The organism is Rhizobium sp. CC1099, assembly GCF_029714385.1.
GTDB lineage: Bacteria > Pseudomonadota > Alphaproteobacteria > Rhizobiales > Rhizobiaceae > Rhizobium.
Genome location: NZ_CP121641.1, coordinates 2,371,373 through 2,387,542 on the forward strand (window position 1 = coordinate 2,371,373; position 16,170 = coordinate 2,387,542).

General features: G+C 59.5%; 17 protein-coding genes and 1 pseudogene. 12 read left to right on the top strand and 6 right to left on the bottom strand.

Annotation, left to right across the window (positions count from 1 at the left end):
- Window positions 1-2: 2 nt before the first annotated feature.
- From QA644_RS12170 to QA644_RS12185, 4 genes are all read left to right on the top strand, one after another.
- The gene (locus QA644_RS12170) at window positions 3-1,154 is read left to right on the top strand and encodes a Xaa-Pro peptidase family protein (RefSeq protein WP_074069034.1); all 1,152 of its coding nucleotides are present in this window, start codon (window positions 3-5) and stop codon (window positions 1,152-1,154) included.
- Window positions 1,155-1,252: 98 nt separating this feature from the next.
- Complete coding sequence (locus QA644_RS12175) at window positions 1,253-2,074, top strand: hypothetical protein (RefSeq protein ID WP_194727575.1); 822 nt, start codon at window positions 1,253-1,255, stop codon at window positions 2,072-2,074.
- A 105-nt stretch (window positions 2,075-2,179) separates the two neighbouring features.
- Window positions 2,180-3,112, top strand: a complete 933-nt coding sequence (locus QA644_RS12180; protein WP_022714222.1) for a ribose-phosphate pyrophosphokinase — start codon at window positions 2,180-2,182, stop codon at window positions 3,110-3,112.
- A gap of 119 nt (window positions 3,113-3,231) precedes the next feature.
- Window positions 3,232-3,708: a Kazal-type serine protease inhibitor gene (locus QA644_RS12185; RefSeq protein ID WP_239599490.1), complete on the top strand. Its 477-nt coding sequence runs from the start codon at window positions 3,232-3,234 to the stop codon at window positions 3,706-3,708.
- Between the two features lie 93 nt (window positions 3,709-3,801).
- On the opposite strand, the gene QA644_RS12190 is transcribed toward QA644_RS12185, so the two are convergent.
- Window positions 3,802-4,278 carry a 2'-5' RNA ligase family protein gene (locus QA644_RS12190; RefSeq protein WP_335727754.1) on the bottom strand — a complete coding sequence of 159 codons (477 nt, stop codon included), beginning with the start codon at window positions 4,276-4,278 and terminating at the stop codon, window positions 3,802-3,804.
- Between the two features lie 127 nt (window positions 4,279-4,405).
- A complete protein-coding gene (locus tag QA644_RS12195; RefSeq protein WP_283068677.1) occupies window positions 4,406-5,875 on the bottom strand; it encodes a hypothetical protein in 1,470 nt (489 codons plus the stop codon).
- A 374-nt stretch (window positions 5,876-6,249) separates the two neighbouring features.
- Between QA644_RS12195 and QA644_RS12200 the strand changes: the two genes are divergently transcribed.
- The 5 genes and pseudogenes from QA644_RS12200 to QA644_RS12220 all read left to right on the top strand — a co-directional run bounded on the left by QA644_RS12200 (window position 6,250) and on the right by QA644_RS12220 (window position 11,415).
- Window positions 6,250-6,864: a 50S ribosomal protein L25/general stress protein Ctc gene (locus tag QA644_RS12200; RefSeq protein WP_074069038.1), complete on the top strand. Its 615-nt coding sequence runs from the start codon at window positions 6,250-6,252 to the stop codon at window positions 6,862-6,864.
- 185 nt (window positions 6,865-7,049) lie between these two features.
- Window positions 7,050-9,407 carry an EAL domain-containing protein gene (locus QA644_RS12205; protein ID WP_194727579.1) on the top strand — a complete coding sequence of 786 codons (2,358 nt, stop codon included), beginning with the start codon at window positions 7,050-7,052 and terminating at the stop codon, window positions 9,405-9,407.
- 24 nt (window positions 9,408-9,431) lie between these two features.
- Window positions 9,432-10,151 (top strand): ABC transporter substrate-binding protein, encoded by a 720-nt coding sequence (locus QA644_RS12210; RefSeq protein WP_239598036.1) that lies wholly within the window; start codon window positions 9,432-9,434, stop codon window positions 10,149-10,151.
- 85 nt (window positions 10,152-10,236) lie between these two features.
- Window positions 10,237-10,953 carry an aminoacyl-tRNA hydrolase gene (gene pth / locus QA644_RS12215; protein WP_283068678.1) on the top strand — a complete coding sequence of 239 codons (717 nt, stop codon included), beginning with the start codon at window positions 10,237-10,239 and terminating at the stop codon, window positions 10,951-10,953.
- A gap of 5 nt (window positions 10,954-10,958) precedes the next feature.
- Window positions 10,959-11,415: pseudogene (locus tag QA644_RS12220) on the top strand (GNAT family N-acetyltransferase).
- On the opposite strand, the gene QA644_RS12225 reads toward QA644_RS12220, so the two are convergent.
- Both QA644_RS12225 and clpS read right to left on the bottom strand, forming a co-directional pair.
- Window positions 11,416-11,799: a hypothetical protein gene (locus QA644_RS12225; protein WP_283068679.1), complete on the bottom strand. Its 384-nt coding sequence runs from the start codon at window positions 11,797-11,799 to the stop codon at window positions 11,416-11,418.
- A 73-nt stretch (window positions 11,800-11,872) separates the two neighbouring features.
- Window positions 11,873-12,184: an ATP-dependent Clp protease adapter ClpS gene (gene clpS / locus QA644_RS12230; protein ID WP_283068680.1), complete on the bottom strand. Its 312-nt coding sequence runs from the start codon at window positions 12,182-12,184 to the stop codon at window positions 11,873-11,875.
- Between the two features lie 367 nt (window positions 12,185-12,551).
- Between clpS and ychF the strand changes: the two genes are divergently transcribed.
- From ychF to QA644_RS12245, 3 genes are read left to right on the top strand one after another with little or no spacing between them, the layout of a single operon-like run.
- Window positions 12,552-13,655 (top strand): redox-regulated ATPase YchF, encoded by a 1,104-nt coding sequence (gene ychF, locus QA644_RS12235; RefSeq protein ID WP_194730163.1) that lies wholly within the window; start codon window positions 12,552-12,554, stop codon window positions 13,653-13,655.
- A gap of 32 nt (window positions 13,656-13,687) precedes the next feature.
- Window positions 13,688-14,149: a MaoC family dehydratase gene (locus tag QA644_RS12240; RefSeq protein ID WP_074069045.1), complete on the top strand. Its 462-nt coding sequence runs from the start codon at window positions 13,688-13,690 to the stop codon at window positions 14,147-14,149.
- A complete protein-coding gene (locus QA644_RS12245; protein WP_283068681.1) occupies window positions 14,146-14,613 on the top strand; it encodes a MaoC family dehydratase in 468 nt (155 codons plus the stop codon). Before QA644_RS12240 ends, QA644_RS12245 begins: the two co-directional genes overlap by 4 nt.
- Window positions 14,614-14,622: 9 nt before the next feature.
- Here the strand turns inward: QA644_RS12245 and QA644_RS12250 are convergent, their stop codons facing one another.
- Both QA644_RS12250 and QA644_RS12255 read right to left on the bottom strand, forming a co-directional pair.
- Window positions 14,623-15,165, bottom strand: coding sequence for an adenine phosphoribosyltransferase (locus QA644_RS12250; protein ID WP_028739503.1), 543 nt, complete (start codon window positions 15,163-15,165; stop codon window positions 14,623-14,625).
- A gap of 117 nt (window positions 15,166-15,282) precedes the next feature.
- The gene (locus tag QA644_RS12255; protein ID WP_283068685.1) at window positions 15,283-16,167 is read right to left on the bottom strand and encodes a cytochrome c1; all 885 of its coding nucleotides are present in this window, start codon (window positions 16,165-16,167) and stop codon (window positions 15,283-15,285) included.
- Window positions 16,168-16,170: the final 3 nt, after the last annotated feature.

Here is a 16,170-nt window from a genome sequence, read left to right on the forward strand (position 1 = left end):
GAATGGCACTGCATTTCGAAAGAGCCGAATTCGCAAGCCGCCTCACGCGCCTTACCGACCAGATGCGCGCGGAAAAGCTCGATGCCGTCCTGCTCTTCGCGCAGGAAAGCATGTACTGGCTGACGGGCTACGACACGTTCGGCTACTGCTTCTTCCAGACGCTGGTGGTCAAGGCCGATGGCACGATGTCGCTGATTACCCGCTCTGCGGACCTTCGTCAGGCCAAGCACACGTCGATCCTCGAAGACATCCACATCTGGGTCGACCGCGTCAATGCCGATCCGACGCTCGACCTTAGGAACCTGCTGGTCGATATGGACCTGCTGGGCGCGCGCATCGGCGTCGAATACGACACCCACGGCATGACCGGGCGAATCGCCCGCCTGCTCGACGCCCAGCTTTCCACCTTCGGCCAGATCGTCGATGCCTCCTATCTCGTCAGCCGCTTGCGCCTCGTGAAAAGCCCAGCGGAGGTGGTCTATGTCGAGCGTGCCGCAGCCCTTGCAGACGATGCTCTGGATGCCGCAATCGGGCTGACCAAGTCCGGCGCCGACGAGGCGGACATCCTTGCCGCCATGCAGGGTGCGGTCTTTTCCGGTGGTGGAGACTACCCCGCCAACGAATACATCATCGGTTCCGGCACGGACGCTTTGCTCTGCCGCTACAAGGCCGGCCGCCGCAAGCTCGATGCAAACGACCAGCTTACGCTCGAATGGGCGGGCACCTATGCCCACTATCACGCAGCCATGATGCGCACGATCGTCATCGGCGAGCCGACGCACCGCCACCGCGAACTCTATAACGCCTGCCTGGAAAACCTGCAGGCGATCGAAACCGTGCTGAAACCGGGGCACACCTTCGGCGACGTCTTCGACATGCATGCGAAGATCATGGACGAGCGCGGGCTTGCCCGGCATCGGCTGAACGCCTGCGGCTATTCCCTGGGCGCCCGCTTCTCGCCGTCCTGGATGGAACATCAGATGTTCCATGTCGGCAATCCGCAGCCGATCGAGCCGAACATGTCGCTCTTCGTGCACATGATCATCGCCGATTCCGACACCGGAACGGCCATGACGCTTGGCCAGACCTACCTGACGACGACGGATGCGCCGCGGACGCTTTCCCGCCACTCGCTCGATTTCATCGGCGCATGACGGGCAATCACCGGCAAGAATCCGGAATTGACAGCGGACAGCCCCCGCCCCCATAAATCAGGCGGGCTGATGCGAATGAGGGAAGGACGACGACAGCGATGACGCGAGCTCAGACTGCGCCGATGCTCCTTGCCTGCCTGGCCGCGCTTTCCGCTTGCAACACCACCGATGCGCTGACGCCGCAAGTCGATATTGGCGACTCATCGTTTGGCCGCTCCTCACCCGTCACCCAGCGCGAAGTCGAGCGCATGGCAGGCTCAGAGCCTCCGCGGGCCTTTGCTGGCGAATCCAGGCAGGCCGGCTATCACCCGGCATACAACAATCAGACTTACAGATCCGGCCCCGGCGCGCCGCCGACGACAATGCAGGAGCAGGCCGACGCGCTTGCCCGGCGCGGACCCTCGCCCGCAGCTTCGCAGCCTGTCGAAGGCCGGACGCTTGACGAACCGGTTTCCAATGCGCAGGCGGAAGAAGAAGACATGGGCAATCTGGCCCCTGCCCGCCAGCAGAAACGGGTCGCAGCCATCGATCCTGCCGCCTCCTCCGCAATCGGTGGCAACACCGTTCGCTTCCTGCCGATTATCGGTGCTCCCGTCCAAGCGGTGACGCCGCTTTCCCGCCAGCTTGGAGCCGAGGCGCGCTCGCACGGTCTCTCGATCAAGAGTTCGAACGACACCAGCAGCGACTATATCCTGAAGGGTTACCTCTCGGCCTTTACCGACGAAGGCAACGTGACCGTCGTTTACGTCTGGGATATCCTCGACGGCAGCGGCGCCCGCCTGCACCGCATCCAGGGACAGGAAAAGGTGCCGTCCGCGGCACAGGATCCCTGGGTCGGCGTTCCTGCCTCCGTCATGCAGCAGATCGCCACGAAAACGATCACCGAGTTCAATTCCTGGCGGCAGACGCGCGACGGTTAGCAACAGGCTTTTTACAAATATCAAAGCCTGTGGCGCCTTTGCGCTTGCATTCGGAAGCAAGCTGGCTAAAAAGCGCGGCTATCAGCAGACAACAGGCGGGCCAAAATGAAGGTTTTCGCAGGCAATTCGAACCGGCATCTTGCCGAAGCGATCTGCACCTATCTCAATGTGCCCCTGGGCAAGGCCAGCGTCAGAAGATTTGCCGATCAGGAAATCTTCGTCGAAATCCAGGAAAACGTCCGCGGCGAAGACGTCTTCGTTGTCCAGTCGACCTCCTTTCCGACCAACGATCATCTGATGGAACTGCTGATCATGATCGATGCGATGCGCCGTTCGTCCGCGCGCCGCATCACGGCAGTTCTTCCCTATTTCGGCTATGCCCGCCAGGATCGCCGCGCCTCAGGGCGCACGCCGATCTCCGCGAAGCTGGTCGCCAACCTTATCACCGAGGCCGGTGCCGACCGCGTTCTGACGCTCGACCTGCATGCCGGCCAGATTCAGGGATTCTTCGACATCCCGACGGACAACCTCTACGCCGTTCCGGTTCTGACGCGCGATATCAAGGCCAATTACGACATCAGCAACGTCATGGTCGTTTCGCCGGACGTCGGCGGCGTCGTCCGCGCCCGTTCGCTTGCCAAACGCCTCGACTGTCTTCTGGCGATCGTGGACAAGCGCCGTGACCGCCCAGGTGAATCCGAAGTCATGAACATCATCGGCGACGTCGAAGGCAAGGATTGCCTGCTGATTGACGACATCGTCGATTCGGGCGGCACGCTTTGCAACGCCGCCGATGCGTTGCTGGCCCAAGGTGCGGCAAGCGTCACCGCCTACATCACGCACGGCGTTCTTTCCGGGGGCGCGGTCACCCGTATCACCTCGTCGAAGCTGCGCGAACTGGTGATCACCGACTCGATCCAGCCGACCACCGCCGTCCAGTCGGCCCACAATATCCGCGTCATCACGACCGCAACCCTTATCGGCGAAGCGATCAACCGCACCAGCCAGGAAGAATCTGTTTCCAGTCTCTTCGACTGAGAGTTTTCCTCGTCGGCAAAAGATAGGCAAGGTTGTATTTTTCGTCTTCTTCGGCGGCCCGCTTTCGGCTAGTCTCACGCAAAGTGATTTGCATGGGAAGCCATATGACGGCAATCAATATGAAATGTTCAGTCGGCTCGAAGCGCTTTGCGGTTCTCGCGCTTATTCCCCTGCTTTCCGCCTGCACGGTAGAGGTCGATCCCGGTCCATCGCGCCCGCCGCCCCGCCCGTGGCCGCCGCAGCAGCAAATGTGCACCATGGAATATGCGCCGGTCTGCGGCGAACGCGGCGGCCGGCTTCAAACCTTCGGAAATGCCTGCCAGGCCCGCAACAGCGGCTTCATGATCGTCGGCCGCGGCGAATGCCGCCGCGCACCGCCGCCCTTTGCGCGCCCCGAGCCGGATCGTCCCGGGCGGCCCGACTGGCCGGATCGCCAGGACAGACCTGACCGTCCAGAACGCCCGGGCGGCATCTGCACGCGCGAATATGCGCCGGTCTGCGGTCAGCGCGGCCGTCAGACACAGACCTTCCCGAACCCCTGCGAGGCAGGCAATGCAGGCTTCCGGATCATCAGCGGCGGCGAGTGCCGCTTCTGATCATCGGCCCGATACCGGCGATGATGTTGGCCCAAAGGACCGGCCGCCTAGCCCGACTGTGCCAAAGCGGTTTGGAAAGGCGACTGCATGCGGTCATGGTGTCAACTTGACTTCGCTCAAGACCTCGACTGGCACAAACTGCACAATATCCAACGCATCGAATGTCACGGAGAATTGTGCCTCTATTTCGGATGCCCACTTGATGGCGGGCTCGAACATGGACCCGGGGATCTTCATTGCGATCGTGCAATGAGGCACCCAGCGATCGGGGCGATAGTGCTCACGACAGAGCGCTGGGTCTATTTCACGATGGACGGCCGCGTGAAGTTGCAGCAGCCGATCATTCGATACAGGACGCGCCCACAACACTAAGAATTCGTTTTGAAAATAGCGAATACCCGAAAAAGTCACGGGTATTGCCGATTGAGCGCCTAAAATTCTGGACAGCACATCGGTGGGCGCAAAATCCTCATACACCGCTAAGGTCACATGCGGAGGATAGTCTAGGGCCTTCATCGATGGAGCAGGTTCGAACGCCGACGCTTCCTGCCAAAGCTCGACTATCGGCAATGCGGTCTCGTTTAAGCATTTCAGACTTATCGCATGAGGCACGCGCGAAACGCTCCAACGCCATTGTCGGCCACTTTTGGGCGCCCAGAGCGGCCGTGACAATCATTGTCGCCTGCGCTCAGTAAAATCATTCCTGCTTATCCGGCCCCTTGAGCTGTTGGCCATTGACGGTCACCGTGCCATCGGGGCTGACCGTCACGTCCCAGCGCTGCCGGCCGTCCGGATCTGTCTTGGCGAAACCCTTGACCATCAGCATTCCGAAGGACGCCTGATTGAGCTCGGGATTGGTCTTGGCAAGCTCCTGAACCGCCGCGATGGTCTTGTCGTAGTCGCGCGCCAGAATGGAGGCCTGCAGCGCATAGTCGTCCTTGCCCGCATCGATGCGGCTCTCGACCTTTGCGGATATATCGATGTCGTAGACGCCGGACTTGGCGCTGACCTTCGAAAAGTCGATCACAAACCTGCCATCGCGGAAAAGCCGCTCCACGGCCTTCTTGCCCGCGTCCTCCCCGCCCTCCGGCGGTTTGGTGAGATCAAGTTTCATGAATTCATCACCGAATGCCGCAAAATCCATATCCGGGATGGCGAACTGCACATCGACTGCCTGAGGCAGAAAAGCGGAATAGGCGGCCGGAACCATCGGGCTGTCAAATGTGACGTCGGCAGCATTCAATGCAACGCCAAGCTGCGTTGCATTGCTCGGCCCATTTACAGCCAGGCGGTAGCCGAAGCTCTTGGCGCCGCCTCCGCCCGCAGCACTCGTCACTCCAAGATTGTTGAGGGTGATGGTTTCCTCGAGCGAAGAGATCAGCGGAAAAGCGTCGCGCAGCATACCCTTCAGCTTTTCCTCGCTCTCCTTGCTCATCTGCTTTTCCTCGGCATGGTCGACTGCGAAGACGACAATGTCCCTCAATTGCTTTGCCGGCAGGCTGTTGACCTTGGCGTCGAAATCGATGGTATCGGCAGTGATCTGGAGCGGCGGCATTTCCTTCCCGCTCACCTGCTCGGCAAACGCTGTCAAAGTGCCGTTCGCCGCAAAGTCCGTCCTGTCGGCGGAAGCGCCATCAGCGGAGGTAAGCTTGTATTTCATGCCGCCGAAGCTGGCATTGACCTGTTCGGTATCGGTCGCGGTCGTGACTTTGATATCCTTGGCGCTGAAATCGCCGGAGCGGAAATAGCTGATCGCCGGATCGAAGACCGAGATATAGACCATTGAGGCGATGGAATAGGTGAAATCGGTGCGCTTCTGGTCCGGTCCCTTGAAATGTCCGGAAACGTTCAGGCTGTTGTCGCCTTCGACATTCCAGAGCCCGTTGTCCTGCGGCGTGGCGAACATCGAAATCGGTTTTAGGCCGTTGATCGCAAGATCGGCCGGGTTGACCTTGGAAAGCAGCTTGGCCAGGTCGTAGATGATCTCGTAGCGCGCACCGGCCGGATTGACGGCGACGACGCCGCTCTTGGCAATGTCTTCGGGCAGCAGGCTGTTGAGATGGTCGCGAATGGCGTTTGCACCATCGCGGTCGATTTCAGCCGCATGGCCCGCCGTCATCAATCCGAGAACAACGGCGCTCGTCGCCGTCATCAGCCTGTACCGCATGTATGTGCTCCTCCGCCTCGTCGATCGGCGGTCATGTGAGAATGTGCGCGGCCGGATGTCAACTCGGGCTTGCCGAAAAGGCAAGCCCTGGAGCTGCTGAATCGCAACATTTAGAAACCGAATTTGATACCGGTCCTGTCTCTACTGTATTGCCGCGTAGGATTCCTTTATTTCGCAGTATGCTGGCACTGACCGGCAACCCGAGATATAGGGGCCGCGTCGCCTTGCGTTTCCGCTTCACTTATACTATAGCGCACGCGTCCGCGCAGACACCCTTGGAGGCAACGCGGATGAGGAAGGCCCAAACGCCCCTCCAGTCACCGGAAGGATGATACCGCACGGAGACTCTCCAAATAACCTCGAAAGGAATAGCCATGAGCCAGGAAACTTACGAGCTCAAGGCCGAGGCGCGCGAACGGGTTGGTAAGGGGTCCGCCCGTGAACTTCGCCGCAACGGTTTGATTCCAGCTGTCATCTATGGTGACAAGCAGGCCCCCATTTCTATCGCTCTCAGCACCAATGAGGTGACGAAGCGCATTCATGCCGGTAGTTTCATGACCACTGTTGCGACGATCGACGTCGGCGGCGAGAAGTACAAGGTTCTGCCGAAGGACTATCAGCTCGATCCGGTTCGCGACTTCACGATGCACGTGGATTTCCTCCGCGTCTCCGGCAACACGCAGGTCACCGTCGAAATCCCGGTTCACTTCATCAACGAAGAGAAGTCGCAGGTGAAGATCGGCGGCGTTTTGAACATCGTTCGCCACACAATCGAAGTTCATTGCCCGGCTGATGCGATCCCGGAATTCTTCGATATCGACCTCTCCGGCAGGAAGATCGGCGACAGCATCCATATCTCCGAAGTCACACTGCCGAAGGGCGTGACAACGGTCATCGACCGCGACTTCACGATCGCAACGATCGTTGCTCCGGCCGCTGGCGTTGAAGAAGAAGCTCCGGCTGAAGGCGAAGGCGAAGCGGAAGCATAATCCGCATACACCAATTCGTAATTATAAGGCCCGCTTTCCCCTGGAAGGCGGGCCTTATCAATTTTAACGCGAGCCCACTTCAGCAACATTTAACACATTCGTGAAAGCATTCCCCAAGCATTTCTACACTTGCCGCTCTTTGCCGTTATGGCCGCGAAGCGAGAGCCCGGGGAGAAAACGGAACCATGAACAATTCCGTTGAGAACAGATTTTTTGCGATTGTTTGCGGGGCGCTTCTGATATTTGTCGCTCCGCTTTTTGTATTGTTTCTCTTCCTTTCCTCCGAGCGCGCCGACAAGGAAATACGCGACCACATCTCCGTTCTTCTGGTTGCCAATTCCCAGGCGCTTGCAAAGCCGCTCTGGGATCTGGACGAAGACAGCGTAACGCAGATCAGCGCCACGATGGTTTCGCAGGGCGCGATCGTGAAGGTCGAGGTTCGCGATCAATCCAGTCAGCTCAACGTGACGCAATCGACCATCCCGAAATCCTTTGATGGCGAGCTCGTTCAGGTTTCCCGCGCAATCATCTACAACACGGTCGACGGTCCGAAGAACCTTGGCAGCATCGCGGTCTATTATCCGAAGCTTGGCCTCTTCTCCGGCCTGAAGCATGAAGAAGTCGTTTTCATATCGATCTTCATCTTCGCCGTGCTCACCGTCTTCGGCACCGCACTGATCGGCAACCGCCTCTTCGTCATCCAGCCACTCATGCGGCTTATCGCGGCCATAGAGGCCACCCGTCAGCTTGGATCGCGCCATCACGTCGATTGGCAGTCAAGCGATGAGATCGGCCGCCTTGCCCGCAGCTTCAACGAGATGCAAACGAAGCTGGAGAGCGAGGAGAAGGAACTGAAGCTCGCCCACCGCCTCGCAACCGATATCTATAACCTCACGCCCGCCATGCTCTTCTCGCTGGACAACGAGGATCGCATCATAGCGGTCAGCGACTATTGGCTGGTCGCAACGGGCTACGGCAGGGCGGAGGTGATCGGACGCAGATTTTCCGAACTCGTGACGTCCGATACCCGCGACGCGTTCCAAAACCGCAAGGAAGGTTTCGAGAACGGCGCGGCACTGGACGTAACCGTGAAGTTCCTCTGCGCAGGCGGCCGCATCATGGACGTGCTGATCCTGGAATCCAAGACAGCCACCGGACCAAACCAGCTCTCGCTGTCGGTCATGACCGACGTGACCGCACTGAAGGCCTCGGAAGACCGCAACCACCGCCAGGCGATCACCGACCATCTCACCGGCCTGCTGAACCGCCAAGGCTTCGAGACCGCCCTCGACGGCAAGATCGCCGAAGCCGACGCCGCTGGCCAGGAGCTTGCCTGCCTCTTCATCGATCTCGACCGCTTCAAGTGGATCAACGACAATATGGGCCATGCCGAAGGCGATCGCGCACTGCGCGAGCTCGTCGAGCGGCTCAACAAGCATCTCGCGCCCTCCGATCAGGCAGCGCGCCTTGGCGGTGACGAATTCGCCATCCTGCTTCCGGCCAAGGACGGCGAGAAGCGCGCCAGGGCGATGTGCGAGCAGATTGCCACCGTCTTCGAGGCGCCTTTCGGCCCCGACCTGCATCTGAGCGCCAGCATCGGCATCGCCATCTATCCGCGCCATGCGTCGAATGCAGCCGAACTGCTGCAGAAGTCGGATATGGCGATGTATTCGAAGAAGCGTGACGGCAAGAATGGCGCGCAGATATTCGACAACAGCATGCTGGACAGTGCAAGGACGCGCGCCGAGATCGAAAGCCACATCGAAAATGGCCTTGCCGAGGATTGGTTCGACGCCTATCTGCAGCCGATCGTTGGCCTTGACGATCACCGCATCGCCGGCTTCGAAGCGCTCCTGCGCCTCAATCACCCCCAGAAGGGCCTGATGCCGCCGGCTGGCATCATCCACGTCGCCGAGGAGACCGCCAAGATCGTCCGCGTCGGCAACGTCATCATGGAAAAGGCGATCGGGCATCTGGCGAATATCTCCCGGATCCCGGGCATGCAGGATACCTATCTCGCGATCAATTTCTCGCCGCTGCAGTTCGAAGTCACCCTGCCCTCCCGCCTCGCCGGGCTCGTCGGGCGGCACGGCATCCGTCCGGATCGAATTGTCGTCGAAATCACCGAAGCCGTTCTGATGCACGACAATCCGCAAATACGCATGGTGCTGACCGAACTGCGCCGTTTCGGCTGCCGCATCGCCCTTGACGATTTCGGCACCGGCTACTCGTCGCTGAGCTATCTCAACCGCTTCCCGGTCGACATCATTAAGGTCGACCAATCTTTCACGCGGTCGATCAACGACACGAATGATGACGTCCGCCACAAGAGCCGGATGCTCATCGAAGGCATCACCACGCTCTCGCACAAGATGGACTGCACCGTCATCGCGGAAGGCATCGAAACCGAAGAAGAATGCCGCACCCTACACCAGATGGGGCTTGACTACGGTCAGGGCTACCTCTTCCATCGTCCGCAGAATGCCTCGAAATTGATCGAGGACCTCACAGCCGTGGTAAACGAGGTCGCCCAAGCCTCGTGATCGGCGCATTGAAGGTGGAAATAGATGAAAAAGCTCCTGCTTCTTGCTTTTCTGACGCTTCCTTGTGCAGCGCCGGCACAGTCGCAGACCGTCAATTTCACGACTGAAGAATACGCGCCTTTCAACTATCGCGACGGGAAGGTGATCAAGGGCGCGACCGTCGAACAAGTCGAAAAGGTCATGGCCGATATCGGCGTCGACTATACCATGGAGATGCTGCCCTGGGCGCGAGCCTACAGCCTCGCGCAATCACAGCCCATGACCTGCGTTTTTGCCACGGCACACAATGCCCTGCGCGATCCCCTCTTCAAATGGATCGAGCCGCTGCTCGTCGATCGCAATATCTTGATCACACGGAAGGGATCGGGCGTCGTTGCGAATGACCTCGAGGCGTCCAAGAAATATACCATCGGCACGCAGCGCGAAGACTATACTGAGATGGTGTTGAGGCAAAAGGGCTTTACCAAGCTCGATATCGCCACCGACTTCAATGCCACGCTTCGCAAGCTTCTCGGCGGCCGTATCGACATGATGCCCATTTCAGAGCTTTACTTCGAAAAGCTGAAGGCGGATCAGCCGGTGGAGGTGGTCACCATGCTCTCCTCACAGCCGATGGGTATCGCCTGTCACAAGGATTTTCCATCCGATCTTCAGGTGCGGATGCAGACCGCCCTCGACAAGCTGATCGCCGACGGCACCCAGAAAGAGATTTTCCTGAAGTATGGGCTGCATCTCGGCAATTAGCGCCGCGCCGTGCCTTTGCGCTTGACTTCCTGCCCGTTTCGCGGTGGGGAAGCGGGCAGTAGGCATTCAAGAAACGGACTGGCCAATGCTGATCATCGCGGGTCTCGGCAATCCCGGAAGCAAATATGCCGGAAACCGTCACAATATCGGCTTCATGGCAGCCGACGCCATCCACCGGCGCCACGGCTTTTCCCCCTGGTCCAAGAAGTTCAAGGCGGAAATTTCGGAAGGCGAGCTTGGTGGCGAAAAGGTGCTGCTGATCAAGCCGCAAACCTACATGAACCTCTCCGGCGAAGCCGTCGGCGAAGCCATGCGTTTCTACAAGCTGCAGCCTTCCGATCTCGTCGCCATCTATGACGAGCTCGACCTGCCGCCCGGCAAGGCCCGGCTGAAGATCGGCGGCGGCAATGGCGGCCATAACGGAATCAGGTCGCTCGACGCCCATTGCGGCAAGGATTACCGGCGCCTGCGCCTCGGCATCGGTCACCCTGGCGTCAAGGAACTTGTGCAGCACCACGTCCTCGGCGATTTCGCCAAGGCCGACCAGGTCTGGCTGCAGCCGCTTCTGGTCGGCCTTGCCGACAATGCCGACATGCTGGTGCGCAAGGAGGATTCGCAGCTGATGAACAAGCTGGCGCTCGCCGTCGGCGGCAAGGCGGAGGAGGACAAGCCGAAGCCCGAAAAGAAGCCGGCAGCGCAATCCCACATCCATCAGGCGCGAAATCACGCGCAGCCTAAGCTGCCTGCGACCGGCCCTATGGCCGAAATGCTGAAGAAGATGTTCGGCAACAAGGGCGAGTAAGCAAGATGCCGAAGCGAGATATCATGATCAAGCCCGCCGGGCCCGGCGACTTACAGGCGCTTCTCGAGCTCTATCGCCACCTCAATCCCGATGATCCAGCGATCGATCCCGCCTGGGCAAGCGACCGCTTCTCAACCATCCTCGCCCAACCGGGCATGACCATATTTGTCGCGCTGGCCGCCGATATGCCAGTTGCATCCGCTACGCTGATCATCACACCCAATCTCACGCGAAACGGTGCTTCATACGCTCTGGTCGAGAATGTTATCACGCACGCCGATCACCGCAGGGAAGGGTTATGCCGGCGCGTTGATCCGTCATGCCTGCGCAACGGCCTGGGCGGAGAATTGCTATAAAGTGATGCTCCTTACCGGTTCAAAGAACCCCGCGACGCTGCGTTTCTACGAAAACTGCGGCTTCATGCGGGATAAGACCGGCTATCAGATCAGGCGCCCCGGCTGATCAAAGCAATTGCAGCTCTTGAAGGCGGTCGAGGAGGATTTCCCAAAGTGCCTTGGCTCCGTCGTCGATCGCCGTTGCCATCAGGATCGAGGCATCCTCTACGAACAGCATCGTGCCAATGCCGGCAACGACGGCAATGGAGCAGGCAATGCGCAGGTTCTTGAGGCTGTCGGGCCGATAGTAGCCGGCATCGTCATATTCCGTTCCGAAGAGCATGTCGGAAAGATCATATCCGTCCGAAATGGTCAGATCGATGATCGGCTTGTCCGAAAGCCTGTCCGGATAGACGTTGAACAGCGCACGGACGACATGGCCTATCGCACCGAAGATCGCAAAGAGCGCCGCGGCGACGAAATAATGCCAAGTAGCTGCCTCAGCATGCATGCGCGCCTCCGTCGTGGGCGCAATCTAGCGGCAATTGACGGATGGCGGCTTAAGAAGATTGGTTAAGAAACGCCTATTCTTCGGGTTCTGCCGTAAACATCAGCGGGAAGCCTGCCTCCTTGGCATAGTCCATCGCCTCCTTGACCTTGGTCTCGGCAATGTCCTTGGCGCAGACGACGACCACGCTGGAGCCCATTTTATGCGCCGTCATCATCACCCGGTATCCCGTCTCCTCGCTCATACGGAAAACGGCTTTGAGGATCATGACGACGAACTCGCGTGGCGTATAGTCGTCGTTGAAAAGAAGAACCTTGTAGAGCTTGGGCCTATCCAGCTTCAGCTTGACCTTCGTTTTCGGCTTTATGGCAACGTCGTTGTCACTCATCGGAAAATCCACCCGTTGATGACATGAGAGGTAGTTTCTAACCTAGACAAGCATTGTCGGTTAGGGAATTTCGACACTCACCTGTCGATTGCGAGCCCGGACTACAGCCTTGCGATCAAGGAAGAGCTCAAGTTCAAGCTCGTCGCCCGTGTTTGACACCAAGATGGTCTAGGTCTCCTTGGGTGAAGGTCACCTGCCCTTTCGGTGAAATCCGCAATATTACGTCTCGAAATCTCCGCGTGCAGAAAATAGGCCAGCGTTTCCCGATCGGCAAGTGAGCAGCGGTAAAAGCGGCGGAAGACTTGACCGCATGGCTCCTTTATCCCATAGGCAAGGCAACGATTTCAGCGAATACGGACATCCAGTCATGGGCTTCAAATGCGGTATCGTCGGTCTGCCGAATGTCGGCAAGTCGACACTCTTCAACGCGCTCACCAAGACGGCAGCGGCGCAGGCGGCGAACTATCCCTTCTGTACCATCGAGCCGAACACCGGCGAAGTCGCCGTTCCAGATCCACGGATGCAGAAGCTCGCCTCGATCGCCAGCTCGAAGGAAATCATCCCAACCCGCATTTCCTTCGTCGATATCGCCGGTCTGGTGCGCGGCGCGTCCAAGGGCGAAGGCCTCGGCAACAAGTTCCTCGCCAACATCCGCGAAGTCGATGCCGTCGTGCATGTGCTGCGCTGCTTCGAGGATGACGACATCACCCATGTCGAAGGTCGCATCAATCCGGTCAGCGACGCCGAAACCATCGAAACCGAGCTGATGCTTGCCGACCTTGAAAGTCTCGAGCGCCGTGTCGAGCAAACCCGCAAACGCGCCGCCTCCAAGGACAAGGATTCGCTGACCCAGCTTCCCGTCATGGAAGCGGTGATCAAGCTCCTCAACGAAGGCAAGCCGGCTCGTCTATTGCTGAAGACGCTCGGCGCCGACGAAATCGAAGTCCTGAAGGGCCTGAACCTTCTGACTTCCCATCCGGTGCTCTACGTCTGCAACGTCGCGGAAGCCGAGGCAGCAACAGGCAACGAACATACCGAGGCTGTTGCCGAGATGGCGAAAGCCCAAGGCGCCGAATGCGTGATCATCTCGGCCGCGATCGAGTCCGAAGTGGCTCAACTGCCGGAAGAAGAAAGCAAGGAATTCCTCTCCGCACTTGGTCTCGAAGAAGCCGGCCTCGACCGCCTAATCCGTGCGGGCTATCACCTGCTCGACTTGATCACCTATTTCACCGTCGGCCCCAAAGAGACCCGCGCTTGGACGATCGTGCGCGGCACCAAGGCACCGGCCGCTGCCGGCGTCATCCACACGGATTTCGAACGCGGCTTCATCCGTGCCTTCACTATCGGCTATAACGACTACATCGCGCTGGGCGGCGAAACCGGTGCCAAGGACGCGGGCAAAGCCCGGGACGAAGGCAAGGAATACGTGGTTCAGGACGGCGACGTAATCCACTTCCGCTTCAATACCTGATCGGCCGCACGGCCGAGGGAGGACGAGGCCAGATGAAGCTAGTTTTTGAAGACTTCGAGCCGGGCCGCAGCTTTGCGCTAGGCCCGATCGCCGTGACGGCGCAAGAAATCATTGAGTTCGCAACCGAATTCGACCCGCAGCCGATGCATATGGACGAGATGGCCGGACGCGCCAGCATCCTTGGCGGGCTCGCGGCTTCCGGCTGGCATACGTCCGCGCTCTTCATGCGCATGATGGCCTATGGTTTTCTGCTGAATTCACATTCCCAGGGCGCACCCGGCATCGACGTGATGGAATGGAGGAAGCCCGTGCTTGCCGGCGACACGCTGTCCGGGCGTTCGACGGTGCTGGAGTCGCGCGCCATGCGCTCGCGGCCCGGGATCGGCATCGCCCGCTTCAAGCATGAGGTCCAAAATCAGCACGGCGATCTGGTCTGCTATTGCGAAAACTGGATCATGTTCAGCATGCGCGACACAGCGGAGACAAACCCATGAGGATGGCGGAGCTTTATACGATCGGCGAAAAGGCCGCGATCGGCGGCTATACCTTTACCGAGGCGCGGATCATCCATTTCGCCACGCGCTTCGATCCGCAGCGCTTCCATGTTGACAAGGAAGCAGCCAGGAAGACGCTCTTCGGCAATCTCTGCGCCTCGGGCTGGCATACATGCGCCGCCTGGATGCGAACTTTCCTGGATTACTGGGAAAAGGAAACCGCGCGACTTGCCAGGGAGGGCGTCGCCCCGCCGAAGCTCGGCCCTTCGCCCGGCTTCCAGAAGTTGCAATGGCTGCGTCCGGTCTTCGTCGACGAGACGGTCAGCTATTCGGTGACCTTGCTTGCCAGCCGGCCTCTCACATCGCGGCCGGGCTGGTTCCTCAATTCGATCCTCAACGAAGGCGTCAACCAAGACGGCACGCCTGTCATCCGCTTCGAGGGCAGCGTGCTCGAATTGGAGTAAAGCCGGGCTTCAGTGCCCGGCGAATTCGACCAGCGTGTGGACATTCACCCCGAGCTCATCGAGCTTCCTGCGGCCGCCGAGATCCGGCAGATCGATGACGAAGCACGCACCGACGACTTCCGCACCCATCTGGCGAAGTAGCTTCGTCGCGCCGACGGCCGTCCCTCCGGTTGCAATCAGATCGTCCACGAGAATGACCTTCTCGCCCGGCTGAACCGCATCCCGGTGCATCTCCATCTCGTCGACGCCATATTCCAGGCTGTAGGCGATCCGCACGGTATCATGCGGCAGCTTGCCCTTCTTGCGGATTGGCACAAAGCCGGCCGAAAGCTGATGCGCCACGGCGCCGCCGAGAATGAAGCCGCGCGCTTCCATGCCGGCGATCTTGTCGATCTTCAGGCCCGCATAGGGCTGCACCAGTTCATCCACAGCGCGGCGAAACGCCCGCGGATTGCCGAGCAGCGTCGTGATGTCGCGAAAGATAATGCCGGGCTTTGGATAGTCCGGGATGGAGCGGATGCTAACCGCAAGCTCCGAGGCAATATTGTTCATGGAAAGTCCGTCTGTCTGCGAGGGCATTTAGTCGGTTGCACCCTATCAACTGACTGACATGGAACCAACAAAAAAGGCGGCCCGAAAGCCGCCTTTTGCTGGTTGAGCTAGAACCGCTCAGTGCTCCTTGTTGGCATAGACCGAGCGCTTCGTCAGGAAGATGAGACCCGAGAAGATCAGCAGGAACACGATGACCATGAAGCCGGTGCTCTTGCGCTCTTCGAGGTGCGGCTCTGCGGCCCACATCAGGAAGGCGGAGACATCCTTGGAGTACTGATCGACGGTCTGCGGCGTGCCGTCGTCATAGGTCACCTGATCGTCGGAGAGCGGCTTCGGCATCGCGAAGGCCGCGGCAGCGTTGAAGTAAGGGTTGTAATGCGCGCCCTCTGGAACCTGGAAACCCGCCGGCGGCTCTTCATAGCCGGTCAGCAGCGAGTAGATATAGTCCGGCCCGCCTTCCTGATACTGCGTGAAGATATCGACGACGAACTGCGGGAAGCCGCGGGTTATCCCGCGGGCCTTCGCGATCAGCGAAAAGTCCGGCGGCGCCGCGCCATTGTTCGCGGCGGCAGCGGCCTGGGCGTTGGCGTATGGCGACGGGAAATAATCCGAAGGGATAGCCTTGCGTGTGAACATCTCACCCGCAGAATCCGGGCCATCTTGAACTTCGTAGTTCGTGGCAAAAGCCTTGACCTGCGCCTCGGAGTAGCCGAGTTCGCCGAGCATGCGGAAGGGAACGAGGCTCATCGAGTGGCAGGCGGAACAGACTTCCGTATAGACCTTCAGGCCGCGCTGCAGCTGGCCCTTGTCATAATGGCCGAACGGGCCGGCGAAGCTCCAGTCCTGCTCCCGCGGGTGCTTCAGCGGATAGTGCGGCGTGGCGCCTTCCTCGTGCTCGGCCGGAGCAGCGCCCTCGCCGTGCGTCGCTTCCTGAGCGAATGCAGCAGTTCCGAGGATAGCTGCGACTGCGAGCGGCAGAATGCTTGCAACAAGCTTTTTCATCGT